The sequence below is a fragment of the Ensifer sp. VA4 genome, assembly GCF_055710065.1.
Map to the genome: position 1 here is coordinate 83360 of NZ_JBVQPO010000013.1, position 26113 is coordinate 109472.

The following is a 26113-nucleotide window of genomic DNA, read 5'->3' on the forward strand; positions in this document are numbered from 1 at the left end:
TGTCGACTGACTAACCATGGCTCACCCCGGGAATCGGCGGATCGACGTCATCAGGAATGGGATTGACGAAGGGCGTGCCGTCCAGTCTCGCCGCATGGTCGGCCTTGGCGGCGGCGATGAGCGAGGGGTCGAGGATCAGCTCGACCGCCGTGCTCGCCATTACCTTGGCCGCATGCTCCATGCCCTTGTGGGCTGCCGGCAGCTTGCCTTGCGCGACGAGCTGCCAGGAATGGCCGGGCGTGCCGATCGCGTAAGTTGCTCCGCGCATCTGCACCGTCGGCACCACCCAGCTCACCGTTCCGACATCGGTGGAGCCGACAAGGGTGCCGGCGCCGTTTCCGGGCGGAAAGATCGTGTCGCAGAGGGAAATGCCGCGGCGCAGTTTCAGCCCGAACCGTTCGAAGGCGGAGGCGATATCCTCGTTGGTAAAGGTCTCCTGAAATCTTGCCGCAATCCTGCGGTCGTCCTCGTCGAACTGCGGCGGCCCCAGCTGCTCGAGCTGACGATGCATCAGCGCTTCCAGCGGTGTATTGCCGATCAGGTTGGCGTCGCCGCTGACGATCGCGTCCGTGACCGTGGTGCCGGTCATCAGGGCAGCGCCCTTCGCGACGCTGCGGACCCGCTCGACAAGATCCAAGAGTTCCGGCAGGCTGCGGGCGCGGACGAGATAACGCGCCTTTGCCCGGGCCTGCACCACGTTCGGCGCGCTGCCGCCCGTATCCGTAACCGCATAATGGATCCGCGCCGACGACGGCATGTGCTCGCGAAGATAGTTGACGCCGACATTCATCAGCTCGAGCGCGTCGAGCGCACTGCGGCCAAGATGGGGTGCAGCCGAAGCATGCGACGCGCGGCCGCTGAAGCGGAAGTCGAGCTCGTTGCAGGCAAGCGAGATCGGGTTATTGACGCCGGCAAAGGGTGCCGGATGCCAGGAAATGGCGATATCGACGTCGTCGAACACGCCGGCGCGCACCATGAACCCCTTGGACGAGCCGCCCTCTTCCGCCGGGCAGCCGTAATAGCGCACCCGCCCCTTGATGCCATGGGCGGCGAGATAGTCCTTGACCGCGGTTGCCGCCATCATCGAGCCGGCGCCGAGCAGATTGTGTCCGCAGCCGTGACCGTTGCCGCCGTCGGAGAGCGGCCGCTCCTCGGCAAGGCCGGCCTCCTGGCTCAAGCCCGGCAGGGCATCGAACTCGCCGAGGATGGCGATGACCGGTCCGCCCTCGCCTGCCTCGCCCATGAGCGCCGTCGGCATGCCGGCGATGCCGCGCGACACGCGGAAACCCTCGGCCTCCAGCACCGCCGCATGTTCCGCCGACGAGCGAAATTCCTCGTAGTTGGTTTCCGGCGTATCCCAGACCCGGTCGCTGAGCGCGAAAAACCGCTCGCGCTTGGCTTCGAGGAGGTCCCAGACGGCATCGGCATTTTTCATCGTTTCTTGACTTCCGCAACAATAGTAACCAGAATTGGCGCCAATTTACGATAACATTTTTGGATACACAAGAGGCTCCTGAAACAATTCGACCGATGTGCACAAGGGCGAAAGGCTGGCGTGGAACACCGTTCTCCCGCATTGAATTGTTCAGGACAGCATCATAGTTTCTCCAAAAATGGAGCCAATTCCGCCGCGGCAACGCGCGGTGCGAGACGCTTCGGCAACGGGCGGCGGCGACAGACGGAAAGAGAGTGCAAGGCAGAAATGAGCGACGATCTGACGGAAATGCTGGCGCCCGAGGAGAAACCCGAGGAGAAGAAGGACGTCACCGACCTGTTGCTGCACGACATCCTGACCGGGACCTTGCCGGCCGGCACCTGGCTCAAGCAGATCGACCTGGAGCGCCGCTACGATTGCACGCGGCCGGAGGTGCGCCGGGCGCTCGACCGCCTGTCGCAGCGCCGACTGGTGCAGCACAATCCGAACCGCGGCTATCAGGTCTATGAGCTCGACGACCAGCGCACGCGGGAGATCAGCGATATCCGCGTGATCCTGGAGACGGGCGTTGCGGACCGGATGATCGCCAATGTCACGCCGGCAGCCATCAGCGAACTGCGCGGGCTCGCGCGTCATTTCGACGAAATGTCGTTCCGCGGCTCCATCATGGAGCACTACGACGCCAACCTCGCCTTCCACCGCGCCCTTCTCATGCTTGCCGGCAATTCCGAACTCGTCGAGGTCGTCGCCGAAATCCGCCAGCGAACGGTGTCAGCCCCGGTCTCGCAATGGCGCACACGGGCACGCATCGAGCAATCGGCGCGCGAGCACCATCTGATGGTCGACGCGCTGGAAGCGAGGGACCTCCCCGAACTGAAGCGGCTGATCGAAATCCACATCCGCCAGGCGCCGATCAAAGCCTGAGCCTCTAGCTTTTCGGCGCTTCGCCGGTCAGGCGCACCGGCGGGCTAGCCCAACCACATCTAGTCCGTCGCAGGCGACGGCGGATGCGGCACTTCAGTTCGAGTGCGAAGCCAAGCTCGCTGTCAGGCCTCAACGAGGGCAATCAGGTCAGCCGTCATACTGGGCCGCCTTTGGCGTCATGGGAAGATTTCACGAAGCCGCGAATTTCACCGTCACGCCGCGCTGGCGAAAATATGCCTGCATCAGCTTCCTGCCAGAACGGTTGTTCTGCACGAGCCTGGCCGGGTCGAATACGGCTTCCTTCAAACCCGCCCGCATCAACGCTGCCTTGAGAGTCGCAATATGCAAGTCGATGTCGGCATTGTCCGCCTGCAGCGATTCATAAATGCGGTTTGTTGCATCGGCTACGGTCGGTTCGCTCACGATTACACTCCTGTTGCTGTGTGGCTGGCGCTCGCCAAATTCGTCGGCTTGACCCTATTGTGAAGAAAAATGCCAACGTCAATGGGTGACGATGGATTGGAGCATCGCGCCCGCTTTCGATATGCGGGCTCCGGAAGCAGATCGGGAACAAGCCCCTTTCGCCATGGACCGGCGGCGAGGACTCCATGAATTGGAACGCCTCTTGCGATCGCCTCGCGCGCGGCCCTGCCGCGAAAGCTAACCGCCAAACAGGATGGTCACCGCCACCAGAACGGCGCCGATCGCCGTCATCGCAAAGGCCATCGGCCAGGGGCTGCGGCCCATATATTGCCCGAGCCGCGCGCCGACGGCGAACAGCATGACGAGCGCGACCCCGTTGGAGATGCGCATCGCCAAGGCGACATCGTCGATCAAAAGGAATGGGATGCTGGGCGGCAGCGTCGAGGTGACGACGAGCAGGAAGATAGCGAAAGCCGCCTTGACGTCATGCCCGGTGACCGCCCGGTGCCTGGGGTCGGAAGAAAGCGCCCTCACCCGGATAAGCAGTGCCTCGGTCTCCTTCGGCGAGGCGACGCGGCGCACGTCGTCGGGCAGGCTTTCCAGGAACATCTCGCGGGCACGGTCAACCGGCTCGCGCCGGAGAGCATCGAGAAAGCCACGGCGCCGCACACGCTCGACCGCCGTCGTCAGCACATACATGACGCCATCGACGATGCCCTACTGCATGTTTCCTTTAATCGTAGCCGATTAAAGGACAAAAACATGCAGCACTTCAAAGCACTACAGCGACCTTTGCGCGTCCGATAAGACGCGCGGCGCTGTAGGCGATGTTGCAGCCGAGAGCGGCGGCGAGCACCGCATTGACCCCGCCCTCGCCGCCCGTGACCGTGCTCATCGTTCCCGTGAAGGAAAGCGCCATCAGCAGCCCGAAGATGATCTCCGAGAGGCGATCGATCGGATCGAGAACGGGGCGCGGCTGGTCGCTCAAGGATCAACGTCTCCCAGGAGGCGGAAGGGCTGCCGGCAGCGCTCGGGAGACCACAATCCGCATGCGGCCTCGCTATTGCATCTGCAGTTCGGCGAAAGCGTCACGCACATGGTCTGCCACCGCCAGCACCGGCGCCGGCGCATCATTGATCACCTGCAGGCCGATATTGTAGTGGCCGAGATCCGGCAGGCCGTCGCGCTCGCCGAGCTGCACCATTTCGCCCTGGACGAGGTAACGCGGCAGCGGCGCGATGGCGAGGCCGGCGAGGACGGCGGCGCGCTGGCCGGTCGTGTAGGCACTGAGAAAGGCTATGCGGAACTTGCGGCCCGCGCGCGACAGTTTCTCCACCGCATCGGCGCGCCAGACGCAGCCATCCTCCCACATCGAGACCGGCAGCGGATCCTTGAGATGGGCGTTGCCGCACTTGGCGCCGGCCCAGACCAGCTTCTCCTGCATCAGGATTTCACCGTTTTTCGGCGTTCCCTCGGTCAGGCTGTTGAAGATCGCGATGTCGAGCCGATGCTCGTCGACCTTCTTGCGCATGGCGTTGCTCATGCCGATCGACACATCGATCGTCACGTTGGGATAGGACTCTGCGAAACGCTTCAGCACTTCCGGCAGGATGCGCTCGCCGACATCTTCGGGCGCACCAACGCGCACGACGCCGTTCATGTCCGGCAGCAGGAAGCGCGACACCGTTTCATTGTTGAGCGACAGCAGCCGACGGGCATAGCCGAGCAGCGTTTCCCCCTTCGGCGTCAGCGTCACCGAGCGGGCGTCACGCAGGAAGAGCGTGCAGCTCAGCATCTCCTCGAGCTTCTTGATCTGCATCGAGACAGCAGACGGCGTGCGGTAGACGGTCTCGGCGGCGGTGGTGAAATTGCCGGTCTCGGCAATGGCGACGAAGGTCTTCAGCACGTCCATTTCAAGAAGCGGAAGCGCGTGGCGCATCATCATGTTCATGGCGGCATCCTCGATCAGAAAAACTGAAAGATTAGTTCACTTCATTTCGTTTGATTGAACATCACCAATGGCCGATAGTCAAGCTCAAGGACGACGAAGGAAGGAGAAACCCATGTCCGCCGCCCAGCTTGTTATCGTCACGCCCAACCGTTCCCTGCGTAACACCGCCGGCTCGCGGATGGTGGCAGAATATCAAGAGCGACGTAGCACGGACATGGTGCTTGCCGCCCTCAATCACGTGATCGCCATGCTCGAAGGTATCGCGAGCCGCCGGCGCCGGAAGCAAATTGCCAGGAATCGGGTGGAAACCGAGCGCGAACTGGCCAAACTGCCGAGGAGAGTACGCGACGACGTGATGTTTGCAGACCCTTCGATCAATCACCATGTTTGATGAAAAGCATCAAACATATTCGTTGGAATGATAGATCAGGTTGCGCCATAGATAGCGTCATGGTCGCGACCTGCTGAGAAACTCAGAAGGAGCCATGAAATGTCCAACACTCATTTTTCATCGGCCTCGGAACGGGCATCCTCCCACTCGTCCCTTCCGGGTCTCTTCAACCTACGCGTCCGCGCCTGGGCGGCGTGGAAGCGTCACCGCCAGGAACGGGCGCTCGAAAACCTGTCCTATGACACGCTGAAGGACATCGGCTTCCCGTCGGTTGATGATGCGGTGCATAAGACGGAACAATGAAGGATGGCGTCAGCTGCCCTCGAAGGGCGAGACGAAATCCTTGATACCCATGAAGGGCATCGCCAAGAAGGCGGTGCCCTTCTTCTTTGTGCTCCCACCTTTCACCCCAGCGAGAGTTGCCCCTCGGGTGGTTTAGTCCACTTCGACAATGCGGCAGGCGCGGAAACCAAAGACCCTGCCCATTTTTGCTGCCCGCAGGGCCTGCGTCAGGCGGTCGCTCAGAAAAAAAATTTCGATCAAGGGCGGACTCACCCACAGGTCGGGGCCCTCGAGTGCGGCAGGACTGACGGCAACGTCATCATCAGGCAGATAGGATCGGACGAGCAGTTTCCCGGAGCCGAGGGTCGTGACCCCCCGCGACAATTCAGGAAGGAACGCATCCTTACGCTCGCCGATATTGAGGCAGAAATACTCGCCCTCCACCGGCGTTCCGCGGTCATGCTGGAAAAGCTTGATCGGATAGAGCGAGGAATGGCCGAGATCGAATTGTCGCAGGATATCGGCGCAGGCCGCCGAAACCACCACCGCGCCTGCGGCAAGCACGAGATCCGCCTACTTCTTTTCCTTCTTGTCCGGATATTTGGCGAAGATCTCTTTCGGAAAATGCTCGGCGGACATCCGTTCGCCCGTTTCGTTCAATTTGGCCATCTGGCCGAGGCTCATCCCCGTCGGCAGCGGATCGGCGGTAAACCCCTTGATCCGTGTTGAGTCCATGAAAGCGCGGCTGGCCCAGACCCGGGCGTTTTTCGATTGCGCCATACCGGCAATGCCCCCGCCCGAATGTTTCAGAGACGTCAGGAGCAACCCTCCGGACGAGGTGCGGCACCGCGCCGTGAAGTGCTCTAAGGCAGCGCCACCGACCGTTGATTGCATGCGACAGCAATCACTACCATTCAACATTTGCTAATACAAGCAGTGCCTGTCTCGCCCACGCAGGACCCGGTTTGATTGAAGAGCTGAGAATCCCAAGTCGGCGATTTGCTTTCGATCCGCCCGCCGGAGCCCCAAGGACAGGCTGAGAGCGTTTTTGGCTGATCCGCTGGCGCGGGTCCGGGTTGTCATTGCAGCAAGTCCAAAGCATGAGCAGCGGCGCGCGACTTGCCTCATACCGACACCTCGTTCTCGCATCGAAAACGTCGCAATCGGCAAACACAACTTTTGCGCTCACTTTGTGATTATTGCGTATCTGTGGCAGTTCTTGTCAGATAACGTCAGCGACGCTGGAGAAACTGTCGCTTTCCTTACAGAAGCCTGAAAGATCCACTGAACCGCCCTTTGCCGCCCGATGTCGCAATGCGAAATCACTTTGCGGTCGCGGCTTTCCATGTCAATGTCGCAAATAGACAAGCCGAAGAGTATCTTCCAAGCGACGAATATACCCGCATCGCCAAGCATGGGAAGCCTCATGAACAAGCCACTGACCAAAAAGCGTTCTCTCGTCTTCTTCCTGGTGCCGAACTTTTCCATGCTGCCCTTTTCGGCGGCGATCGAAACGCTCCGCATCGCCAACCGCATGCTCGGCTACGAGGCCTATACCTGGCGCCTCGCTTCGACCGACGGCGAAAAGGTCTTCTCCTCGAGCGGCATCGCGCTCGAGGTCAATTCGTCGCTCGCCGATGAACGCAAGTTCCTGGGCGGCGAAAATCGCCCGTCGATGGTGCTGGTCTGTTCCGGCATCTATGTCGAGGACTTCAACAACAAGTCGGTGAACGCCTGGCTGCGCGAGGTCTATAACCGCGGCGTTGCCGTCGGCAGCCTCTGTACCGGCGCCCATGTGCTGGCCTCCGCCGGCCTGTTGACCGGCAAGCGCTGCGCCATCCACTGGGAAAACCTGCCGGGCTTTTCCGAGAGCTTCCCGCAGGCGGAGGTCTATGCCGACCTCTACGAGATCGACAGCAACATCTACACCTGTGCCGGCGGCACCGCCTCGCTCGACATGATGCTGAACCTGATCGACCAGGACTTCGGCGAGAACCTCGTCAACCGCGTCTGCGAGCAGGCGCTGACCGACCGCGTGCGCGGCCCGCATGACCGCCAGCGCCTGCCGCTGCGCGCCCGCCTCGGCGTCCAGAACGCCAAGGTTCTGTCGATCATCGAGCTGATGGAAGCAAACCTCGCCGAGCCGCTGTCGCTTCTGGAAATCGCCGAGGGCGCAGATCTTTCGCGCCGCCAGATCGAGCGGCTTTTCCGCCAGGAGATGGGCCGGTCGCCCGCCCGCTACTACCTGGAGATCCGCCTCGACCGTGCCCGGCACTTGCTCATCCAGTCGTCGATGCCGGTGGTCGAAGTGGCCGTCGCCTGCGGCTTCGTCTCCGCCTCGCACTTCTCCAAGTGTTATCGCGAACTCTACAACCGCTCGCCCCAACAGGAGCGCGCCGACCGCAAGCTGACGCTGCAGATGGCGCGGTAACAGCCCGATAGAGACACGGACGGGCGGGGTTTTCCGCCCTTTTTGCTCCGGCCCGCGCATAGGCAGCGTTGGCCGACAACGCCTCCTCCTTCCGTCATGCTCGGGCTTGACCCGAGCATCCATGCTCCAGCGCCACTCGGTATGGATCCTCGGGTCAAGCCCGAGGATGACGAATGGTGAGGTCGGCATGCGCTGGTCCCGTTATGCTCTTGCGCTCAGCGCTTGTTTTGTCGTTTCACGCCGTTTGGCGCCGCGCCTCAACCAGGCCGCTGTACGTGGCAAGACTTGCACGCGCACCGCTGAGCTATGAATGTTTGCGGCATCTGCGAATCACGCACGGGCGGGAGGATCATGGCTCCGTTGCCGCCCCACCGCCACCATCAGGAGCAACGCCGTCGGATGCCCCCCGTCCACATCAATCCCGCCAAGGTCCACGAGTTCAAGGACTTCGACAGCTTCTACGACTGGCTCGGCGCCCATCATCAAAGCGAAAACGAAGTCTGGATCAAGATCCACAAGGTAAGCTCCGGCCTACCCTCGATCACCCCCAAGGAGGCGATCGACGTGGTGCTTTGCTGGGGCTGGATCGACGGCGTGCGCAAGGGGCTGGACGACAAGAGCTTCCTGCAGCGCTATTCGCCGCGCGGCAGGAAAAGCGTCTGGAGCAAGATCAACGTCGATAATGTCGCGCGGCTGGTCAAGGAAGGCCGCATGACCGAGCACGGCCTGAAACAGGTGGACGCCGCCAAGGCGGATGGACGCTGGGACCGCGCCTATGCCAGCGGCAAGGACCTGAAGATCCCCGACGACCTGCAGGCGGCGATCGACGCCGAGCCATTGGCAAAGGCGATGCTCGCCAGGCTCAGCGAGCAGAACCGCTTCGCGCTTGCCTTCCGCACCCACAACATGAAGACGGAGGCAGGGCGAAGGAAGAAGATCGAGACCTTCGTCGAGATGCTGAAGCGCGGCGAGACGATCTATCCGCAGGGACGGAAGTGAGGCGGCCCCGCCATCGCGCGCCGTCATGACGGTCGGGACAGCCACTCCCGGTTCCTAAACCTGCCCGTGAAAGGCCCGTTCCAGTTCGGCGATGTCGGGCTTGATCATGCCGAGCATGGCCTCCGCCGCACGCTTGGCGCGCACACGGTCGGAATGGGCGATCATGTCACCCATCACACGCGGGGCAATCTGCCAGCACAGGCCCCAGCGGTCCTGGATCCAGCCGCATTGCTCGGGTTCTCCACCGTTATCGAGGATCGCGCTCCACAGCCGGTCGATCTCCTCCTGGGTGTCGCACTGGATCATGATCGAGAAGGAGTGATTGAACGGATCGAGCGGCCCGGCTTCGAGCGCCAGGAATTCCTGCTTGCCGAGCGTGAACTCGATGATCTTGACGCTGTCGGGCGGTCCGCTCGGGCTCTCGGCCGGCAATGTGGCGATGCGGGTGATCGCCGAATTGGGAACGAGCGAAACGTAGAATTCGACCGCCTCGCGCGCCTCCTTCTCGAACCAGAGATTTGAAACAACATTCTTCATCCGTCGGCTCCTCTTCGTCCCGCTTGATCATGGGCGGATAACCGAAGGACGTTCGACTTCGTTCCAAGCCGACAGATTGGGCGGTGAATTTTTCGTGACGGTCGGCCCGCGACAGGCTTCAGGACGCCAGCGCGTCGAGCAGCGCGAGTTCGGAGATCACCCGGTTTCGGCCCGCATGTTTCGCCATGTAGAGAAACTGATCGGCGGCGTGCAGGTAGTTTTCAAAGGCTTCCGCCGTCTCGATGGTGGCCAGCCCGATCGAGACGGTGATCGTCAGTTCCTCGTCATCGGCAACGATCCGCGATTTCGCCAGTTCCAGCCTCAGCGCATCGCAAAAGGCGAAGGCGCGCCGCACGTCGCAGCCGTTGAAGAGGATGCCGAACTCCTCGCCGCCGAGACGGGCGAGCAGGTGTTCCTCGCCCACCAGCGCCGAAAGCCGCTTGGCCACGTGCTTCAGCACGATGTCGCCGATCTCGTGGCCGTAGGTGTCGTTGAGCCGCTTGAAATGGTCGATGTCGAGCACGGCGATCGCGGTCGGCTCGCCGCGCCTCAGGCACTGTTCCACCAGGCGCGGACCGGCGAGGAAGAAGTGGCGGCGGTTGTAGAGGTCGGTGAGGTAGTCGCTCGCCGCCTGCCGCTGCAGGGTCTGCAGGCGCTTCTGCACGCCGGCGGCCTGCGCGATGCGGCCGTTGAATTCCGCTTCGAGGAACGGCTTCTGGATGAAGTCGGTGCCGCCCGCCTCCAGGAAACGAGCACCCGCCCTTCGATCGCCGCTGTCGGAAAGGCCGATCACCGGCAGCGCGCCGTCGCCCTGCCGGCGCTCCACTTCGGCAAGCAGTGCCGCACCGGACATGTCGGCGAGATCGAGATCGGTGACGAGGAGATCGACCGCCTCGCCGCTGTCGAGCACCTGCAGCGCATCGGCCGCGGATGCCACCTCGCAGACGGCGATCCGCTGCCTTCTCAGGATGCCCGCAAGTTCGCTGCGCGAGGCGGCATCGGAATCGGCAAGCAGCACCGTCGTCTTGCCGTTGGTGAGCGCCCGGTCGACGGCGCCGATCAACAGGTTGATCGATTCCGGCTGGTGCTTGATGACGCAATCGAGCACGCCGCGAGACAGGATCTCTTCGCGCGTATGGTCGTTGAAGGCCGCGGTAAAGACGACGGCCGGCACCTGATTTTCGAGGACGAATTCGAGCGCCTCGCAATTGGGCGCATCCGGCAGGTTGAGATCGAGCACCGCGAGCGAGAAGCTTTCCGGCGCCTGCTCCAGTGTTTTCTTGAGCGTCGCGAGCGAGTTGCAATGGGTGACGCGGATGCCGTGGACGGATTCGAGCCCGTATTTCAGCGCCGTCGCGAACATCCGGGAATCTTCGACGAGCAGCATGCGCTTGTCGCTGTGCTTTTGCACAGAGTTCACCCGGCCCGGCGTGCGGCGCAATCTCACGTCCCTGCAACCCCTCTCGAGCCGCAGGCGTGCTTCCCTCGAGGGGTGACGCTGGCTCCGAATATGTGAACAAACCCCGTCACTGACCGCACCGGCCCTTTGGCCGGCGTGATCTGGCGTGACCGGGCTCCCCGCTCCTGTTGCGGCGGATTGAAGACCGAACGGATTGCAATTTCGTTAATGCGGCAACCTGAGCGCGGGAGTTCGCGCCCCTTGCCATAATATTTTGGGGATTATTTCTCGTATCAGGCCGATACCTGCGCCGGAACCCGTACCTTTTCACTGAGCGTGCGGATTTTCGTCAGCGTGTCCAGATTCTGGTTGACGCGGCAATAGAACTCCTCGTTGACGAAGGGACGAACGACGAAGTCGTTGCCGCCCGCCTTCAGGAAGCGCGCCGACAGCAGCCGGTTGGTAGACGAGGATACGCCGATGATGCGCAACTGATGCGGCCCATAGGAGCCGCGGATGCGCCGCGTCAGCTCGAAGCCGTCGATATCGGGCATGTTGTAGTCGGTGATGACGAGGCCGATATCGGGGTTGTTCTTCAGAAGTTCGAGCGCCGCCGCGCCGCTGTCGGCCGAGCTGGTGCGGAAGTTGTAGCGCTTGAGCTGCGTCGTCAAGAGCGCCCGCGCCGTCGGGCTGTCGTCGACGATCAGCACGTGATGCTTGTGGTTGGTGAGGAAGCGGCAGACGGACTCCGCCAGCATGTCGACGGCAAAGACGCTGTCCTTGATGACGTAATCGACGATCTCCTTGGCGAGGATCTTCTCGCGCGTCGATTCCTGGAAGGAGCCGGTGAAGACGATGGTCGGCACGCTCATGTCGATCAGGTAGTTGAGCGCCTCGCCGTTCTCCGCCCCCGGGAGATTGATATTGGAGATGGCGAGCGACGCCGGAAATGTCGCGTTTTCGACGGCAAACTGCAGGTCGTCATAGTCACGGCAGACGATGACATCGATGTCGAACAGCTCCTTCAGCCGCTTCGACACCATCGACGAGAAGAGGTTGGAGTCCTCGGCCAGCACGATGCGGTGCTCGCCAAGGGATTCGCCGGAATAGTACATTCCGGAAATGCCAAAAAACGACATTGAACGCCTATGTGAAAGAGTGTCCCCCTACAGCGCCCAAGCGTTCCTCATGCCCGCAAAGTCACTGCAACTTGCAGCCGCCATGCTAGAGGAGAAAGGCTTTCCCTGGTGTTAATGGCAGCCGGCGAAATGACGAGGCACGTGCCGGCGCGGGACTCGCCGTCACTTCCGACGCAACGCTGCGATCAGCCCTTGGGGGCCTGGCCGCGCCGCGCCTCCGCCGTCTTGCGGATGATTTCGGCGATCTCCGGATTGCTGCTCGACAGCATCTGGAAATCCTCCGAATAAAGCGACAGCAGCGAGACCTCGGTCGCGGCACTGACGGTCGCCGATCGCGGCTCGCCCGAAATCAGCGCCATCTCGCCGAAGAAGCTGCCGGGGCCGAGCTCGACCGGTGTCGGCGATGGGGTCGCGATGCTCACGCGCCCCTCGACGATGAAGAACATCTGGTCGCCGACCTCGCCCTTGCGGCAGATGACGGCGCCGGCCGGCACCACCCGCGGGCGCAGCGACCGCACGATCTCGACGAAGGCGGCCGAGCCGAGCTTCTGGAACAGCGGCACCGCGGCCACCAGTTGCCAATTGCGCACGAAATCCTGGCGGCGCACCTCCTCGAAGAAGCCGGTGGCGAGGATGCCGGCCCAGAGCGCAAAGATACCGATGCCGCTCATCATCACCAGCCCCGCCAGCACCCGGCCCGCGAGCGTCTGCGGGATCTCGTCGCCATAGCCGGTGGTGGAAAGCGTCACCACCGCCCACCACATGGCCTGGGGAATGCTGCCGAACTTGTCCGGCTGGACATCGCGCTCGATGAGATAGGCGATCAGCGATGCGCCGAAGAGGACGATGCCGAAGAGCGAGGTGACGCCGATGAGATTGGGCGCAGCCCGTGACACGACCCGGCCCAGCAGCCGGAAGAAGGTGGAATGACGCAGCGGCTTCAACAGCCAGATGCCGCAAAAAAGGCTCTGATCCTGCGGGTCGGCGAGGAGGAAGCCGGCAAGCGGAACGACGACGGCCAGGAGGTCGATCGTGATTTCGGACATCGGCGCAGGACCCGCCTTCGTCCGAAGCGCGACCAGCGTGTCGGTGAGTTGCAGCGCATAGACGCCCCAGATGCCGACAAGCACCCCCTCCAGGGCAAGCCGCACTCCGGCGCCGAAGTTTGGCGCCGTCAGCGCGGCAACCACGATGAGACCCGCCGCCGCCAAAAGGCCATTGGCAGCATCCGATATCCTCAACAAAGGCCGTGCCGACATACACTCCCCCAGCGGCCCGCCGACTTCACACGCAGCGCGGCACCCAGCAACGCCTTGATCTAAAGCACAATCCTACTCTTGAATCGATGCTCATTTAAGGGAAGTGAAAAATAGGAACACGCGTATCCGTTCGGCCGCTTGGTCGAGATGCCGTGTCCGCCGTCGACGAGATGCAGTTCCATTTCCGGCAGATCACGCAGACAAGCCCCGCGCCGATTTCTGCGGCGAATATTGGCAGGCACTTGCCCTCATATGCGGTCTTCTTCGAACTGCGCTGCCCCGTCCACCGGCTTCAGCCACGGCTCGCGGCGCTTGATCCAGAGCTCGTAGCTCGGCACAAGCGGTGTCGGCGCTTCGGACAGGATGCCAAGCTTGACTTCCGCCTCCTGGTCGTCGACCGAGAAGACCCGCGAACCGCAACGGGGACAGAAGCGGCGCCCCTGGAACGCCGAGGTCTCGCCGGTGTGTTCGAAGCGATCGGCAGGCCAGATACCATAGAAGGTGAAGGCCGAGCCGCTTTCCTGCCGGCAGTCGGTGCAGTGGCAGATACCGACCCGCGTCGGCTCACCGCGCACCGAAACCTGCACCTGGCCGCAAAGGCACTTTCCCGAGAGCATCGTCATGACTTTATCCTGTCGCGCAATGGTTGATGTCAGGCCGGGAAACGATACACGCGGGCGTTGGGTTCCCGCAACGGCGAACTTTAACGCGGTCAGAATGCGCGATGCCGTGCTTCATCGCGCAGGACTAGCGTCGGCAGGGAACTTTTCGCCTTTCCACGTCTTCTGCGGGTATTCCGGATGGAGGACACGAACCATGCATGCCGAAAGACAGGAGATCATCGACCTCGAACAGGAATTCTGGCGAACCATTATGGACAAGGATACCGAGGCGTCCGTGGCAATGCTGCCGGAACGGTCGATCGTCGTCGGGGCACAAGGTGCGTCCGTGCTCACCCGCGACGACTACCGCCGGATGGCCGAGCAGGCGGAGGGCTCCTGGAGCCTCAGATCGTTCCGGCTCGACGACGTCAGCGTCATCTTTCCGCGGGAGGACGTGGCCGTCATCGCCTACACGGTGACCGAAGAGATGGAGGTCGACGGGCAACCCCTGACATTGAAGGCCGCCGACGCCACGACCTGGATCCGCGAGAACGGCGGATGGGTGGCCGCGTTGCACACGGAATCGCTGCGCGGCGATCCCTTCGGCCGCGACCGGAAGGCGGCGTAGAGCACGTCTCCTTGAAGCGACCTCGACGCGCAAGGGTCGCTGCAGCACTTTGATTTGCTGCATGTCCCCTCAAGTCGGGGTCGATTTGAGGAGACATGCAGTCGGCGGACTGCGCGCCATCTCCGGCACTCGCCCCTACCGCGACAAACCGGCTGCCGCGCCGTCTCTTTTCAGTATAAGATGGCACCATGAGTGAAGCTCAGCCTCTCTTCGACATGCTGCGCCAAACCGTGCAGCCTGAGATCGCCGACGTGTTGGAGCGCTTTGTCCGGGAAGCGCCGGACCGCAAGCTTTGCCGCGTCAATGCGCTGGCGTTTGCCGCAGAGCACGGGCTGAACGAGGAAAAGACGATCGCGGCTTTCCTGCACGCGTCCCGCCTCGGGCTCTTCGAACTCTCCTGGAACGTGCTCTGCCCCGGTTGTGGCGGCGTGCTCGACGCCAACACCTCGCTGAAGACGGTGCAGAGCGACACCTATACCTGCTCGCTCTGCGCCGCCGGCTATGAGCCGACGCTCGACGAAATGGTCGAGGTCACCTTCACCGTGAACCCGCGGGTGCGCCACATCGAAGCCCACAGCCCGCACGAGCTGTCGCCCTTCGAGTATTTCCGCCAAATCTACTGGGGCTCCGGTATCGAGCTGCCGGAAGAGGACTACGAGGCCAGGATCGATGATTTCGTGCTGGAGGCGCTGGAACTGCCGCCCGGCGAAAAGGCCGTCATCTCGCTGCAACTGCCGGCGGAGTTCATCATCGTCTTCGAACCGGTAACGCATGCCGCACAGTTCATCGACGTCAAGGGCGAGCCGACCAAGGAGCGGCGCACCCTGTCGCTCGTCTTCGATCGCGGCCATCGCCACGACGAGGCGCTGACCATGCAGCCGGGACCGCTGCGCATCCAGGTGGAAAACCATACGGATGTCCGCACCCTGCCCTCGGTCTGCATCGCCAATGACGCGCTGCACGACATTCTCGGCCGCCGCCGCCCGTTCCTGACGGCCAAACGGCTGCTTTCCAACCAGACCTTCCGCGATATCTACCGCACCGACACGATCGATGTTGATCAAAGGCTGAAGATCACCAGCCTCACCTTTCTCTTTTCCGATCTGCGCGGCTCCACCGAACTCTACGAACGGGTCGGCGATCTCGCGGCCTTCGATCTGGTGAAGACCCATTTCAGCGTCGTCAACGAGATCGTTGCCGCCGAAGCCGGCGCCGTGGTCAAGACGATCGGCGATGCGGTCATGGCGACCTTCCCGACGCCGGACCGGGCAGTTGCGGCGGCCATGCGCATGCGCGAGGCGATGCGCAAGTTGAACGAGGATCGCGGCTCCGAGGATCTGCTCTTGAAGATCGGCATTCACGAGGGACCGTGCATCGCCGTCAGCCTCAACGAGCGCCAGGACTATTTCGGCCAGACGGTCAACATCGCCTCGCGCGTCCAGCACCTTGCCACCTCGCGCGAGATCTTCGCCACCAGTTCCGTGCTCGACGACCCGCGCGCCTCCAACCTCCTCAGTGACCGCGGCCTCAATCCGCAGGCGCACAATGTAGCGCTGCGCGGCATCACCAACGAGATCAGCATATTTTCGATTCCGTGAAGCCTACGCACGAACTGAAAGATCGCGCCGCGCTTCACACCACCGGCGGGATCAGCGTCAGCACCTCGCCGTCATCAGGGATCACCAGTTTCGTCAAGGGTATGCCATGGGCATCGGCGGCTGCCCTGAGCTCGCTGCGGCTGAGCGTCGCGTGATCGAGCGCCTCCATGTGCGCGGCGATGACGATGCCGATCTTGGCCATCTCGCAGACCTTGATCGTCTGCTCGGCATCCATGACGATGAGATCGCCGTTCCAGCGCGCGGCGCAGGAATGGGTGACGATGATGTCCGGCCTGGTTTCGCGGATCGTCGTCTCGACGGGCGGATAGAAGACCGTATCGCCCGCCCAGTAGAGCGTCGGTTCGCCCTTTGCCTCGAGGCTGAAACCGATGACGGGCCCCATGTCCTGGACGACAGGACCAAGCCCATGGCTGCCATCGCGTCGGGTCAGCGTCAGGCCCTGCCAACTGGCTTTGCCGGAGAGCGGCGTGACGTCGCTAAAGCCGGCTGCGCGTATCGTCTCCTCGTCGCCCGGCTGGCAGAAGATCGGCACGCTCTTCGGTACCCGCTCCTTGGCGGTATCGTCCAAGTGATCCTCATGCAGATGCGAGATGATGACGAGTTCCACTCCGGCGAGGATGGTGTCGATATCGATCGGAAGCTCGACCGTCGGATTGGGGGAGCGCCCGGCAAAGGACGGCAGGCTGTGCTTCGGTCCAAGGAACGGATCGACGAGCACGGTGTGGCCGCCATAGTCGAGCTTGAGCGTCGCGTTGCGGATAAGCTGGAGTTTCATGGCGGTCCTTCCTTCCTCGACCTCGTACCCAGCCTGGGTGACGGTCCCGCATCGGCCCCGATCCGATGGGGCCGATCCTTACCCAAAATGGATGAGTTGTGCTCCAATCGCTCGAGTGTAGCATGCGAAGAGCGACTGCAGATGCCTCATCCATTGTAGTCGCGCACAGCCCCAGGAGCCTCTGCCTCCAGTAGAGGCTCCCCCCACGGTCGCCAATGTCGCGCAAGCGAGTCCCGCCGCTTCAGAGTGTGTAAATCAGGCACGAACCGCCCCGAATGGGCGCTCCGCATTCAGGCGTCCGAGCGGTGTTGATCCAAAGCGTGCAACTCCAGCCGCATGGCGGCCTCGAACAGCGCGCCCTCATCGGACATTCCTCTGCGGAATTGATCCGTCAGATGCCGAGCCAGGCGATCGGCCCGCTTTCCACGACGCGGAATGCTGCAACATGTGCACACACGGTCGATAACGCGCTGAAGCATATCGAGGTCGTCGGGGCCGATCGGAGAGTTCATTCCACTGGCAATCTCCTGCGCTGAAACCTCTTGGCCGCCCTGGTCGGGTATATCGGCGTCTGTGCCTGACACCGAGCTCTTGTCGAAACCGATCATGTATTTCAGGGCGACGCTGTCGCGGATGCCCCTCTGGTAGCCACTGATCAGCTGTCTTGCGATCGAGCGTGCTGTCTCGCAATCGCGTGGTAGACCGCGCGCGCGCAGAATGTCGGTGAAGATCTGCTCGATCTGGTTCATTTCGTGAGGGAGAAGCGCCTTTGGATTGGCCGTGGAAAACATCGCGCGACCTCCTGGATTGGGGCGAAAGCGATCAGTCTTCCAGCCACCGGGGCCCGTATCACCGCCCGGAGGTAATTACAGTATGAGCCGATCCGACGATAAGGCAACCAACCGCGAGGAGTTTTGAAGGAGAGCCGCAAAGAAATGGCCCCGCCGTCACGTGGGGCCTAGGGAAAGAGTGTGCTTCTCAAATTGGGCCCAGCTCACAGGAAGACTCGGGGCCCGTGCCCACGACCCCGGTAATGGATCATCGACCATCTTCAAACCGCCATTGCAGCGACTGGTTCCGTAGCTGCGGATGCAATCATCATGGAATTAGGCCGCGCGCTCGAAGCCCGGACGCTGCCCGGCAACGGCGCGAGGCCCTACAGCGCCGCGCGTCTTATGAGACGCGCAAAGGGCGCTGTAGCACTTTGATTTGCTGCATGTCTTCGTCCCTAAATCGGATCGATTTAGGAGACACGCAGCCGTGACGATCATTGCGATTGGCACGGCGAAAGCAAGCCCTGAACTACAGCGTACAACGGCAAGAGCACCTGGCAAGGAGCTTCTGTAGTGACGAAATTAAGTTGGATAAAATTGCAACCATAGTTTGAGCCGCATCTTTACATTCCTCTGCCAATTCTGCCGGCGCAGAGCAAACAAGGGGAGTAATAATTTTGATGGGAAACACTGCAAGCGGCCAGCGCTATGTACGAGCATGGGGGCTGTGCCTTGGATTATTCATTGGTTTCTTTTTAGCCTTCCCCTATCTGGTCCACGGGCTCGTTAATGTCTCAGGCGCTGCGGGCACGCCTGCCGGCCCTGCTCTCGCGATCGTCCTCGCCATCTACCTGAAACCAGTCGCCTACTTAATCTTTGCGGCCGCGATCGCAGCAATTGCGACGGCGCGGGCGAGGTCAGTCGGGATGCCCCGCAAGGTTGGAGTCTGCATCGCACTGCTGGTTCTGGCCGACCTTCCCTTTGGCATGGTGTTCGGCAGTCACTGGGGTGTCTCCTTTGCTACTGGCCTATACATGGAATCGCCACCCGTTTCGCTTTTGGCAGCCGTCATCGCTCTCGTTGCGCTCGGCTTCGTGCACGAGTCTGCTGGGCCGATGACCGTGCCTTATGCCGCCGCCTACAGCTTTTGGGTTTCGTTATTGATCCTTCTCACGGCGATCGGGCTCATCGGCTTTATGTTTCATTTCTGGCCGCTGTTTTTTGGAATTGGAGGGATCGGCCTTTTAAAGCTGCTGCGAACCGTCGACACATTGCTTCGCCTGCTGACGTTCTATCCAAGCGTCCCACTGGCTGTCTTCGCGGCCGCCTCCGTTCACCTCGCTCTGAGGAGCCGTGATCAAACGGGTAGACCGACCGGCGCATCGGGCTTCGTGACCCGAGTTCGAAAAATCTTGGGGCTGCAGCGGTGACGCGCTGCGGCTGAACGCCGACAGTTCGTACCACAGAGCCGCACGCTCGAAGCTTGGAATCTGCCCGGCAACGGCGCGAGGTCCTTGCGCCGTTGCCGTAGAATGGAGGATTACTTCACGACGACGTTGCCGTTGACGATCTCGACATTCTCGTCGCCCTGCAGGCCGATGCGGTCGCCGCTCGGCGCCGTCACGAAACAGCCGCTCGGGCAGATCATTTCCGTCGCTCCGGATGCGATCGCCACTTCCATGCGGCTTTCGCCCTCGACGACGACCAGGACGGCGGTCTCGCCATCCTTGTTCGTGACGGTCGCGGCCGATGCCGCCTCAGCAGCCAGCGCGCCGGCCACGAGCATGCCGGAAAGCAAGGCAATCACAAATTTCTTCATCGCCCATCGGCGCCCGACGCGCCGCCCTCTCGCCGAGCCGGCCGCCCCGTCGGTTTCGCGACGCTGCGCCGGCCACCCTCTTCAGCCGGTGCCAGCCTACTGCATAATTTCTTAAATCGAAATCGATTTAAGAATTGGAATTATGCAGCAAATCAAAGTGCTACAGCGACCTTTTACGCGTCCGGTCAGACGCGCGGCGCTGCAGGCGCTCACCAGAAGAATTGCCTGCTTTTTATGGCAGGCCGGCTGAATAGGCGCTGAATGGGCCGTTTATCAGCGGTTTGGATTCGCGCGGCGGCTGGCGGTTCGGCGCTTGCGCGCTTCTTCCACCTCCTCTTCCTCGTCGAGCGGCGCTGCGGAAGCGGTCTTCCTGCCGGAAGCGGTCGTCCTGGCCGGCGCCCTTGCCTCGGCCGACGCTCTTGCCTCGGCCGACGTGGCACCCTTCGGCTCGCCCACCTTCTCCGGCTCGTCGCTTTCGATGCCGGTCTGGTCCTCGACCGGCACGTCCTCGATCTTCACGGGGAACGGCTCGCCGATGCCTTCGTCGCGGAAGCGCTCGTAGATCGAGATGCGCAGGTCGTTGCGCACGCCGCCGCCGGTCAACACGTCGGCGACGTAGATCCTGAGCTCGAAGGTCATGCGCTCGTCGCCGAAGGCGGTGAAGCCGACGCTCGGCGACGGGTTCTTCAGCACCATCGGATGGGCGGCGGCGATCTCGGAAAGCAGCTCCATGATCCGGCGCGGATCGCTGGCATAGCTCACGGTAACAGCGATTTCGGAGCGGCCGAGCTTGTTCCGGTGGGTCCAGTTGCCGACCGACGCGTTGATCAGCAGCGAGTTCGGCATCATGATCGATTGGTGCTGAAACGTCTCGATCTCGGTGGCGCGCACGGAGATGCGCTTGACGAAACCTTCCGTCGTGCCGCTGACGATCCAGTCGCCCACCTTGAACGGCCGCTCGACCAAGAGGATCAGGCCCGAGACGAAGTTCGAGACGATGTTCTGCAGGCCGAAACCGACGCCGAGCGAGAGGGCACCGGCGACGAGCGCGAGGTTGGAGAGATCGATGCCCGCCGCCGACAGGCCGATCAGGCCGGCAAGGCCGACGCCGGTATAGCCGATGCCGGTGCGGATGGAGTTGCGCACGCCCGCATCGACGCGGCTGCGCGCCATGATGTTGCCGTCGATCCAGCGCTGCACGAAGCGGGTAACGGCATAGCCGAGCGCGAAGAACAGGACGCCCGCGAGGATGCCGACCAGCGAAATGGTGATCGAGCCGATCTTGATGTCGGTGACCGCGCGATAGGCCCAGGCCTCGATATCGGCGATCTGGAAGCCCCATTGCAGGAGGATCAGCGGAATGAAGAACAGGACGACGAGCGCATAGATGCTCAAGCCCGCGACAAGGCCGATCTGATCGAGCGCCACCTGCTCGAGATTGTAGCGCCGCTCGAGATAGCGTCCCGCAGCCGTCTCGCCGAATGCGCCCTGCTTCGCCACGGCCCGGCCGGTGAGGATGCCGATATACATCGTCACCAGGATCGCGCCGGTGATGATGATCTGCGTGGCGATGAAGCGCGCGAGGCCGACATAGCCGGAGGCCGCAGCGACGATCAGCGAGAGACCGATCAGCACAAGCCCGATCGAAACCAAGCGCGGCCAGGACCGGCCATGCGCGTCGAAGTCGTCGTCCTTGCGAAGCGTCGGCCGAATCCAGGCCGAAGCGATGATGATCAGGCCGATGACGATGGAGGCGACGAAGCTCTTGACCACGGTCAAGACGACCGGCGAACCGAGCGCTTCGCTGACGCCGCCGAAGAGGTAGTCGAGGCCGTTGACCAGCGCCATGGCGAAGATCGCGACCATCAACATCCGGGCGCCGCGGTCGGAAACCCGGACCAGCCGCCAGCGCGCATCGCGCGGCGAAAGCACCGCCTGGGCAAGGCGGGTGATGAAGAACACCACCACGCTGACGCCGAGCGTGATGGCGACGATCGGCGCGATGTCGGAGCGCAGCACGTTGAACGAGTGCAGGAAGAAGAAGCTCGACACGGCGAAGGCGGCGGAAGCCAGCGTCGGTATCATGGTCGACCAGAAGGCCACCGACAGTCGCCGGAAATAGCTCGGCTCCTCGTCGGTGATATCGTGCTGGATCCAGGGGCGGAAGAGCCTGCGGCTGCCGGCGAGGAAAACCAGCGCCGCCAGCAGCGACAGGAACAGCGCCGAGAGAAGCTGCACGCGCTTGTAGTTCCAGGCAAAGCTCAGCCAGCTCGTGACGCTGCGGGTCAGCACGCGGGTCTCGTCGGCCGTCGCCGACAGGGCGTCGTTGAACATCGCGCCGGAGACTTCGGTGTTCTTCAGCAGCGTGTTCGAAAACAGCGCGCGGCGCGTCGCCGTAATCGCGTTGGAAAGCTTGGTCGACTGTACCGAGAGGCCCTCGGCCTCGCCGGTCAGCGCGTTGATGGCGCCGCGCTCGGCAACGAGCCGCTTGCGCTCGGCGGACACGATGTCCGCCTCCGGCGGCTGTCCCTCGCCCGGCGGGTCGCCGAGTTCGGTGAGCCGCGCCTTGATCTCCTCGAGGCGCGGACGGGTCGAGACCGATACGCCGATGATCTGTTTCGAGAGCGCATCGACCTGGACCTTCAGCTCGGCAAGCGCGGTATCGTCGTCTTTCGCCTTGTCGACGAGGTCGGTCAGCCGCTTGAGCTCCTCGCCGGCCTTGGCGAGCTGCTCGATCGCCTGGGTTTGAGCCGGTGGCGTGGCATCGGCCGGTACCGTCTGCTCGGCCGGCGGCGTTGCCGTCTGCGCCGGCTGGGCGGCCGTGGCGGGCTCGGTGGCAGTGCCCGGTGTCGCGCCATCGTCAGCGGGTTGCGCACCTTCCTGCGCGGGCGCCGTCTTGCCGGCCGGTTGCGTTGCCGTCTGGCCCGACTGAGCGGGTGCCGTCTTCTGCGCCGGCTGTGCTGCGTTCTGAGCCGTCGCCTGTGCCGGCTGCGTCGGCTTTTGCGCCATGACCGGACCGGTGGCGGCAAGCGCCAGCAGGCAGAGGAGAATGGCAGGCAATTTTCCGACAGAACGCAATTTCATGATCCTTGCAGGTTGAGACCGTGATGCGGAATCGCGTCGGTGGTCATCACAATGCGATGTGAATACGAAAGACGGCGGAAAGATGCAAAAGCCGCCGCCAATTACGCACCAACGCCGGATTTTTCGTCAGAAACCGGCGCCGGGCTGTGCCAGATAGGCAAGCTCGGCGTCCGTCGAGACACGGGCCAGGAAGGCGTTGCGGTGCGGGAAGCGGCCGAATTGTTCGATCACCTCGCGGTGCCGGATGGCATAATCGAGATAGTCCGGGTCGCCGAGTTCGGTGAAAAGCTTCACCGACATGGTCTGGTCGGTCAGATTTTCCGAATGCTCGAACGGCAGATAGACGAAGGCCCGCGCCTCCCGCTTGATCGCCATGTCGGCGCCGATGCCCACGGCGAGCTTCGCCTCGTGCAGCGCCAGGCAATCGGTCGCAAAGGCCAGCGGCGTGCCGCGATACATGTTGCGCGGCATCTGGTCGAGCAGGATGATCGCCGCCAGCCGGTTCTCCGGTGTCGCCCGCCAGATCTCGCCGACCCCGCGGGCGAGCGCCAGATGCGACGCCTGGAACCGGCGAGTGCAGGCCTCGTCCAGCTCCCCGCTCACCGTGAACCAGTCGTCATAGGTGAGCTCGCCGAACCAGAAGTTCAAAACGTCGTCCGGCGTGCAGATTTCAACTTCCTTCGTCATTTGCTCCCTCGTGCCGCGCTGCTGCCGCTCCTGCCAGCCATGCATGTGCTAAGACATAGGCGCGAACCGGCCCATGTCCATGCACCCACGTCCGATGTCGATGCACGCCTTACGCGCGCCGCGTGAGGATGGCAACAAAGGCGATGCCGCCGACAATGCCGGTGACGACGCCGATCGGCATGTCCTCCGGCGCCATGATGACGCGGGCCGCGAGGTCGGCCATGATCAGCGTCAAGGCGCCGAAGAAGGCCGAGAGCGGGATGACCCGGACATTGTCGCTGCCGGCAAGGAGCCGCACGAAATGCGGCACCATCAGCCCGACGAAGCCGATTGCGCCGGAAAAGGCCACCATCACCCCGGTCAGGAGCGCGGTGACGACGAAGAGCGTCAGGCGGAAGCGGCGCACGGGAATGCCGAGCGTCGTCGCCGTCTCGTCGCCCATGGCAAGCGCGTTGATCTCGCGCGACCGGACGACCAGCCAGCCAAGCGAGACGACGAGCACCAGTGCCGGATAGATGAGGTGCGGCCATTGCGCCAGACCAAGGCCGCCGAGCATCCAGAAGATCACGGTGTGGGTCGCCCGCGGGTCGCCGAGGAAGATCATGAGGTTGCCGATCGACGTCAGCACGAAGGCGACGGCGACCCCGGCGAGCACCAGGCGATCGGCACTGGCGCCGAGCGCGCGGGAAACGAAGGCGACCAGCACGGTTGCCAGAAGCGCGCCGCCAAAGGCGAAGAGCGGCACGGTGAGAAGACCGAGGATCATTCCGGTGTGGAGCAGCGCCACGATCGCGCCGAGCGCGCCGCCCGAGGAGACGCCGAGCAGATGCGGATCGGCGAGCGGATTGCGCGTGACCGATTGCAGCACGGCGCCGGTCAGCGCCAGGCCGGCGCCGACCAGCCCCGCCAGCATGACCCGCGGCAGGCGCACGTCCCAGACGATGCTTTCGCGGCCTGCCGACCAGAAGGCCTCGATGCTGCCGGGCGCGAGCTTGCTTGCGACGATCGACCAGACGGTGGTGACAGGGATCGGCGCCGAGCCGAGCGACACGCCCGCGGTCACGGTGAGGACCAGCAGCAGCAGCGCCGCGAACAGCCCGACCCCGCCGCGGATCGCCCGAACGGGAGCGACCCGCGAAACGGCGGCGGGAGCAGGCGACGTATCCTCGGCCAGCATCGGTTACAGGCCCTCGCCGTGAAAGGCCTTGGCGAGCCGGGCGATGGCGTCGACGTTGCGCGGCCCCGGCGTCGCCTCGACATAATCGAGCACCACGAAGCGGTCGTTCCGGACCGCATCGATATTGTCAAAGGCCGGATTGTTCTTCATGAAGGCGATCTTGTCCTCGGCCTTCACCTCGCCGTAGTTGACGATGACCACGACCTCCGGATTGCGGTCGATCACCGGCTCCCAGGAGACTTCCACCCAGCTCTTGTCGACATCGTCCATGATGTTGGCGCCGCCGGCGGCCTCGATCATCGCCGTCGGAATGCCGAAGCGGCCCGAGGTGAACGGCTTTTCCTCGCCGGAATCATAGACGAAGACACGGGTCGGCTTGCCGCGGCCGGCATTGGCCTTGGTGATCTCCGCGAGCTGGCTGCGATAACCCGCAACCAGCGCTTCGGCGCGATCCTCGACGCCGAAGATGCGGCCGAGATTGAGGATATCGACGAACATGTCGTCCATCGAGGGCTTTTCCCTGGCCATGACATGGATGCAGGACTCGGTGAGTTCGTAGACGCCGATCTTGAAGGGCGCCAACGTCTCGGGCGTCACCTCGCCGCCGACCTTCATGCCGTAGTTCCAGCCGGCGAAGAAGAAATCGGCGTCGGCATTGAGGAGCACCTCCTTGGTCGGATATTTCTCCGAGAGCTCCGGCAGTTCCTTCACGCCCTCACGCAGCTTTTCATCCAGCGTCTTCCAGCCGGAAACGCCGGTGTAGCCGACCATGCGGTCCTGCAGTTTCAGCGCCAGCATCATCTCGACCAGATTGACGTCATTGGCGATCGCCCGTTTCGGCGCGGCATCGAAGGTCACCTCGCGGTTGCAGCTCTTGACCGTGACCGGATAGGCGAGCGCGGGCGCAGCCGTGGCGATGAGAAACAGGAGGGCAGAGGAGGCAATGTTGATCTTCATGAAATCGATCCCTGTCGAGGAAGTGAAAAGGAAAAACGCGCGCTGCCGGCGGCGGCGCCGTGGGCGGTGGCGGTGACGCCGAAGGCGGAGGAAAGCGCCCGCGGGCTCAGCACGTCCTCGGGTGTTCCAAAGGCGGTCAGGCGCCCCGCCGTCACGATCGCCACGTCGGTTGCGAAGTCGGCCGCGAGATTGATGTCGTGCAGCGTCGACACGATCGTCAGCTTCAGCGTCTGCAGCAGCTCGAGGATTTCAAGCTGGTGGCGGATGTCGAGGTGATTGGTCGGCTCGTCCAGGATGATGATGCGCGGCTCCTGGGCAAGCGCCCGGGCGATCAGCACCCGCTGCTTTTCACCGCCCGAGAGCGTCGAGAACTGGCGGCCGGCAAGATGGGCGAGATCGAGATGGGAGAGCGCGTGCTGCACGCGCTCGCGGTCCTTGTCCGTCCAGCCGTTCAGCCCTTCCCGCCGCGGGATACGCCCCATCATCACCACGTCGCGCACACTGAAGGGAAAATCGCCGGGCATTTCCTGCAGCACGACGGCGATCGTCTTTGCCGCTTCACGCGCCGAGATCGACCAGAGATCGACGCCGTCGACCTCGATGCGGCCCGCATTCGGCTGCACCGCCCGGTAAAGGCAGCGCAAGAGCGAGGTCTTGCCCGCCCCGTTCGGCCCGAGGATCGCAAGCCGGCTGCCGGCCTCGACCGCGAAGTCCATGCTGTCGACCAGCTTCAGCCCCGGGCGCGGCCCCCAGCAAAGCCCTTCGACGCGAAGCGTTGCTCCTGTTGCGGTGCAGGTCATGGTCTCATCCCTCCCCGCACCG

28 protein-coding genes are annotated in these 26113 nt (G+C 63.1%); 8 read left to right on the plus strand and 20 right to left on the minus strand.

Features of this window, described 5'->3' with window-relative positions; all coding sequences use genetic code 11:
• Window positions 1–10: 10 nt before the first annotated feature.
• Window positions 11–1435 carry a M20 family metallopeptidase gene (locus AC0C6X_RS22670; RefSeq protein ID WP_247960143.1) on the minus strand — a complete coding sequence of 475 codons (1425 nt, stop codon included), beginning with the start codon at window positions 1433–1435 and terminating at the stop codon, window positions 11–13.
• A gap of 267 nt (window positions 1436–1702) precedes the next feature.
• On the opposite strand from AC0C6X_RS22670, the gene AC0C6X_RS22675 reads away from it, so the two are divergent.
• A complete protein-coding gene (locus tag AC0C6X_RS22675; RefSeq protein WP_472955264.1) occupies window positions 1703–2359 on the plus strand; it encodes a GntR family transcriptional regulator in 657 nt (218 codons plus the stop codon).
• Between the two features lie 189 nt (window positions 2360–2548).
• Here the strand turns inward: AC0C6X_RS22675 and AC0C6X_RS22680 are convergent, their stop codons facing one another.
• The 4 genes from AC0C6X_RS22680 to AC0C6X_RS22695 form a co-directional block, all read right to left on the minus strand.
• Window positions 2549–2785: a hypothetical protein gene (locus tag AC0C6X_RS22680; RefSeq protein ID WP_472955471.1), complete on the minus strand. Its 237-nt coding sequence runs from the start codon at window positions 2783–2785 to the stop codon at window positions 2549–2551.
• Between the two features lie 234 nt (window positions 2786–3019).
• Window positions 3020–3481: a VIT1/CCC1 transporter family protein gene (locus tag AC0C6X_RS22685; protein ID WP_472955266.1), complete on the minus strand. Its 462-nt coding sequence runs from the start codon at window positions 3479–3481 to the stop codon at window positions 3020–3022.
• A gap of 73 nt (window positions 3482–3554) precedes the next feature.
• A complete protein-coding gene (locus AC0C6X_RS22690) occupies window positions 3555–3770 on the minus strand; it encodes a hypothetical protein (RefSeq protein WP_173516867.1) in 216 nt (71 codons plus the stop codon).
• A gap of 72 nt (window positions 3771–3842) precedes the next feature.
• Window positions 3843–4733: a LysR substrate-binding domain-containing protein gene (locus tag AC0C6X_RS22695; RefSeq protein ID WP_173516868.1), complete on the minus strand. Its 891-nt coding sequence runs from the start codon at window positions 4731–4733 to the stop codon at window positions 3843–3845.
• 112 nt (window positions 4734–4845) lie between these two features.
• Between AC0C6X_RS22695 and AC0C6X_RS22700 the strand changes: the two genes are divergently transcribed.
• Both AC0C6X_RS22700 and AC0C6X_RS22705 read left to right on the plus strand, forming a co-directional pair.
• A complete protein-coding gene (locus AC0C6X_RS22700; protein WP_472955268.1) occupies window positions 4846–5124 on the plus strand; it encodes a hypothetical protein in 279 nt (92 codons plus the stop codon).
• Between the two features lie 99 nt (window positions 5125–5223).
• The gene (locus AC0C6X_RS22705) at window positions 5224–5427 is read left to right on the plus strand and encodes a hypothetical protein (RefSeq protein WP_173516870.1); all 204 of its coding nucleotides are present in this window, start codon (window positions 5224–5226) and stop codon (window positions 5425–5427) included.
• Window positions 5428–5559: 132 nt separating this feature from the next.
• On the opposite strand, the gene AC0C6X_RS22710 is transcribed toward AC0C6X_RS22705, so the two are convergent.
• Entirely contained in the window at window positions 5560–5970 is a 411-nt protein-coding gene (locus tag AC0C6X_RS22710; protein WP_472955271.1) for an imm11 family protein, read from the minus strand.
• Between the two features lie 9 nt (window positions 5971–5979).
• Window positions 5980–6300, minus strand: a complete 321-nt coding sequence (locus AC0C6X_RS22715; protein WP_247960148.1) for a hypothetical protein — start codon at window positions 6298–6300, stop codon at window positions 5980–5982.
• A 532-nt stretch (window positions 6301–6832) separates the two neighbouring features.
• Here AC0C6X_RS22715 and AC0C6X_RS22720 point away from each other — a divergent pair.
• A complete protein-coding gene (locus AC0C6X_RS22720) occupies window positions 6833–7837 on the plus strand; it encodes a GlxA family transcriptional regulator (RefSeq protein ID WP_173516872.1) in 1005 nt (334 codons plus the stop codon).
• 399 nt (window positions 7838–8236) lie between these two features.
• Window positions 8237–8836, plus strand: coding sequence for a YdeI/OmpD-associated family protein (locus AC0C6X_RS22725; protein ID WP_472955273.1), 600 nt, complete (start codon window positions 8237–8239; stop codon window positions 8834–8836).
• Window positions 8837–8890: 54 nt separating this feature from the next.
• Here AC0C6X_RS22725 and AC0C6X_RS22730 read toward each other — a convergent pair whose 3' ends face one another.
• The 5 genes from AC0C6X_RS22730 to AC0C6X_RS22750 form a co-directional block, all read right to left on the minus strand.
• Entirely contained in the window at window positions 8891–9373 is a 483-nt protein-coding gene (locus tag AC0C6X_RS22730) for a VOC family protein (protein WP_472955275.1), read from the minus strand.
• 118 nt (window positions 9374–9491) lie between these two features.
• The gene (locus AC0C6X_RS22735; protein ID WP_247960150.1) at window positions 9492–10784 is read right to left on the minus strand and encodes a diguanylate cyclase; all 1293 of its coding nucleotides are present in this window, start codon (window positions 10782–10784) and stop codon (window positions 9492–9494) included.
• 281 nt (window positions 10785–11065) lie between these two features.
• The gene (locus AC0C6X_RS22740) at window positions 11066–11911 is read right to left on the minus strand and encodes a response regulator (protein ID WP_247960151.1); all 846 of its coding nucleotides are present in this window, start codon (window positions 11909–11911) and stop codon (window positions 11066–11068) included.
• A 185-nt stretch (window positions 11912–12096) separates the two neighbouring features.
• Window positions 12097–13170, minus strand: coding sequence for a cyclic nucleotide-gated ion channel (locus AC0C6X_RS22745; RefSeq protein ID WP_472955278.1), 1074 nt, complete (start codon window positions 13168–13170; stop codon window positions 12097–12099).
• Between the two features lie 248 nt (window positions 13171–13418).
• Entirely contained in the window at window positions 13419–13793 is a 375-nt protein-coding gene (locus AC0C6X_RS22750) for a GFA family protein (protein WP_472955280.1), read from the minus strand.
• Window positions 13794–13986: 193 nt separating this feature from the next.
• Between AC0C6X_RS22750 and AC0C6X_RS22755 the strand changes: the two genes are divergently transcribed.
• A complete protein-coding gene (locus AC0C6X_RS22755; RefSeq protein WP_173516879.1) occupies window positions 13987–14400 on the plus strand; it encodes a nuclear transport factor 2 family protein in 414 nt (137 codons plus the stop codon).
• A 188-nt stretch (window positions 14401–14588) separates the two neighbouring features.
• Complete coding sequence (locus AC0C6X_RS22760; protein ID WP_472955283.1) at window positions 14589–15998, plus strand: DUF5939 domain-containing protein; 1410 nt, start codon at window positions 14589–14591, stop codon at window positions 15996–15998.
• 34 nt (window positions 15999–16032) lie between these two features.
• Here AC0C6X_RS22760 and AC0C6X_RS22765 read toward each other — a convergent pair whose 3' ends face one another.
• Both AC0C6X_RS22765 and AC0C6X_RS22770 read right to left on the minus strand, forming a co-directional pair.
• The gene (locus tag AC0C6X_RS22765) at window positions 16033–16794 is read right to left on the minus strand and encodes an MBL fold metallo-hydrolase (protein WP_472955285.1); all 762 of its coding nucleotides are present in this window, start codon (window positions 16792–16794) and stop codon (window positions 16033–16035) included.
• A gap of 290 nt (window positions 16795–17084) precedes the next feature.
• Entirely contained in the window at window positions 17085–17585 is a 501-nt protein-coding gene (locus AC0C6X_RS22770; protein WP_173516882.1) for a hypothetical protein, read from the minus strand.
• A gap of 659 nt (window positions 17586–18244) precedes the next feature.
• On the opposite strand from AC0C6X_RS22770, the gene AC0C6X_RS22775 reads away from it, so the two are divergent.
• Window positions 18245–18997 (plus strand): hypothetical protein, encoded by a 753-nt coding sequence (locus AC0C6X_RS22775; RefSeq protein WP_472955288.1) that lies wholly within the window; start codon window positions 18245–18247, stop codon window positions 18995–18997.
• Between the two features lie 110 nt (window positions 18998–19107).
• Here the strand turns inward: AC0C6X_RS22775 and AC0C6X_RS22780 are convergent, their stop codons facing one another.
• The 6 genes from AC0C6X_RS22780 to AC0C6X_RS22805 form a co-directional block, all read right to left on the minus strand.
• On the minus strand, window positions 19108–19386 hold the full coding sequence (locus tag AC0C6X_RS22780) for a hypothetical protein (protein ID WP_247960157.1): 279 nt from the start codon (window positions 19384–19386) through the stop codon (window positions 19108–19110).
• Window positions 19387–19659: 273 nt separating this feature from the next.
• Window positions 19660–22470, minus strand: a complete 2811-nt coding sequence (locus tag AC0C6X_RS22785; protein WP_472955291.1) for a mechanosensitive ion channel domain-containing protein — start codon at window positions 22468–22470, stop codon at window positions 19660–19662.
• A gap of 126 nt (window positions 22471–22596) precedes the next feature.
• Window positions 22597–23157 (minus strand): DUF924 family protein, encoded by a 561-nt coding sequence (locus AC0C6X_RS22790; protein WP_173516885.1) that lies wholly within the window; start codon window positions 23155–23157, stop codon window positions 22597–22599.
• A 109-nt stretch (window positions 23158–23266) separates the two neighbouring features.
• On the minus strand, window positions 23267–24334 hold the full coding sequence (locus tag AC0C6X_RS22795) for a FecCD family ABC transporter permease (protein WP_173516886.1): 1068 nt from the start codon (window positions 24332–24334) through the stop codon (window positions 23267–23269).
• Between the two features lie 3 nt (window positions 24335–24337).
• Window positions 24338–25291, minus strand: a complete 954-nt coding sequence (locus AC0C6X_RS22800) for an ABC transporter substrate-binding protein (RefSeq protein WP_173516887.1) — start codon at window positions 25289–25291, stop codon at window positions 24338–24340.
• Complete coding sequence (locus AC0C6X_RS22805; RefSeq protein ID WP_472955294.1) at window positions 25288–26091, minus strand: ABC transporter ATP-binding protein; 804 nt, start codon at window positions 26089–26091, stop codon at window positions 25288–25290. The genes AC0C6X_RS22800 and AC0C6X_RS22805 overlap by 4 nt, the downstream gene beginning before the upstream one ends.
• Window positions 26092–26113: the final 22 nt, after the last annotated feature.

Coding starts and splice junctions, on each gene's coding strand:
- AC0C6X_RS22670 (WP_247960143.1), bottom strand. CDS start 1,435: ATGAAAAATGCCGATGCCGTCTGGGACCTCCTCGAAGCCAAGCGCGAG.
- AC0C6X_RS22675 (WP_472955264.1), top strand. CDS start 1,703: ATGAGCGACGATCTGACGGAAATGCTGGCGCCCGAGGAGAAACCCGAG.
- AC0C6X_RS22685 (WP_472955266.1), bottom strand. CDS start 3,481: ATGTATGTGCTGACGACGGCGGTCGAGCGTGTGCGGCGCCGTGGCTTT.
- AC0C6X_RS22695 (WP_173516868.1), bottom strand. CDS start 4,733: ATGAACATGATGATGCGCCACGCGCTTCCGCTTCTTGAAATGGACGTG.
- AC0C6X_RS22700 (WP_472955268.1), top strand. CDS start 4,846: ATGTCCGCCGCCCAGCTTGTTATCGTCACGCCCAACCGTTCCCTGCGT.
- AC0C6X_RS22705 (WP_173516870.1), top strand. CDS start 5,224: ATGTCCAACACTCATTTTTCATCGGCCTCGGAACGGGCATCCTCCCAC.
- AC0C6X_RS22715 (WP_247960148.1), bottom strand. CDS start 6,300: ATGCAATCAACGGTCGGTGGCGCTGCCTTAGAGCACTTCACGGCGCGG.
- AC0C6X_RS22720 (WP_173516872.1), top strand. CDS start 6,833: ATGAACAAGCCACTGACCAAAAAGCGTTCTCTCGTCTTCTTCCTGGTG.
- AC0C6X_RS22725 (WP_472955273.1), top strand. CDS start 8,237: ATGCCCCCCGTCCACATCAATCCCGCCAAGGTCCACGAGTTCAAGGAC.
- AC0C6X_RS22730 (WP_472955275.1), bottom strand. CDS start 9,373: ATGAAGAATGTTGTTTCAAATCTCTGGTTCGAGAAGGAGGCGCGCGAG.
- AC0C6X_RS22740 (WP_247960151.1), bottom strand. CDS start 11,911: ATGTCGTTTTTTGGCATTTCCGGAATGTACTATTCCGGCGAATCCCTT.
- AC0C6X_RS22745 (WP_472955278.1), bottom strand. CDS start 13,170: ATGTCGGCACGGCCTTTGTTGAGGATATCGGATGCTGCCAATGGCCTT.
- AC0C6X_RS22750 (WP_472955280.1), bottom strand. CDS start 13,793: ATGACGATGCTCTCGGGAAAGTGCCTTTGCGGCCAGGTGCAGGTTTCG.
- AC0C6X_RS22755 (WP_173516879.1), top strand. CDS start 13,987: ATGCATGCCGAAAGACAGGAGATCATCGACCTCGAACAGGAATTCTGG.
- AC0C6X_RS22760 (WP_472955283.1), top strand. CDS start 14,589: ATGAGTGAAGCTCAGCCTCTCTTCGACATGCTGCGCCAAACCGTGCAG.
- AC0C6X_RS22765 (WP_472955285.1), bottom strand. CDS start 16,794: ATGAAACTCCAGCTTATCCGCAACGCGACGCTCAAGCTCGACTATGGC.
- AC0C6X_RS22770 (WP_173516882.1), bottom strand. CDS start 17,585: ATGTTTTCCACGGCCAATCCAAAGGCGCTTCTCCCTCACGAAATGAAC.
- AC0C6X_RS22780 (WP_247960157.1), bottom strand. CDS start 19,386: ATGAAGAAATTTGTGATTGCCTTGCTTTCCGGCATGCTCGTGGCCGGC.
- AC0C6X_RS22785 (WP_472955291.1), bottom strand. CDS start 22,470: ATGAAATTGCGTTCTGTCGGAAAATTGCCTGCCATTCTCCTCTGCCTG.
- AC0C6X_RS22790 (WP_173516885.1), bottom strand. CDS start 23,157: ATGACGAAGGAAGTTGAAATCTGCACGCCGGACGACGTTTTGAACTTC.
- AC0C6X_RS22795 (WP_173516886.1), bottom strand. CDS start 24,334: ATGCTGGCCGAGGATACGTCGCCTGCTCCCGCCGCCGTTTCGCGGGTC.
- AC0C6X_RS22800 (WP_173516887.1), bottom strand. CDS start 25,291: ATGAAGATCAACATTGCCTCCTCTGCCCTCCTGTTTCTCATCGCCACG.
- AC0C6X_RS22805 (WP_472955294.1), bottom strand. CDS start 26,091: ATGACCTGCACCGCAACAGGAGCAACGCTTCGCGTCGAAGGGCTTTGC.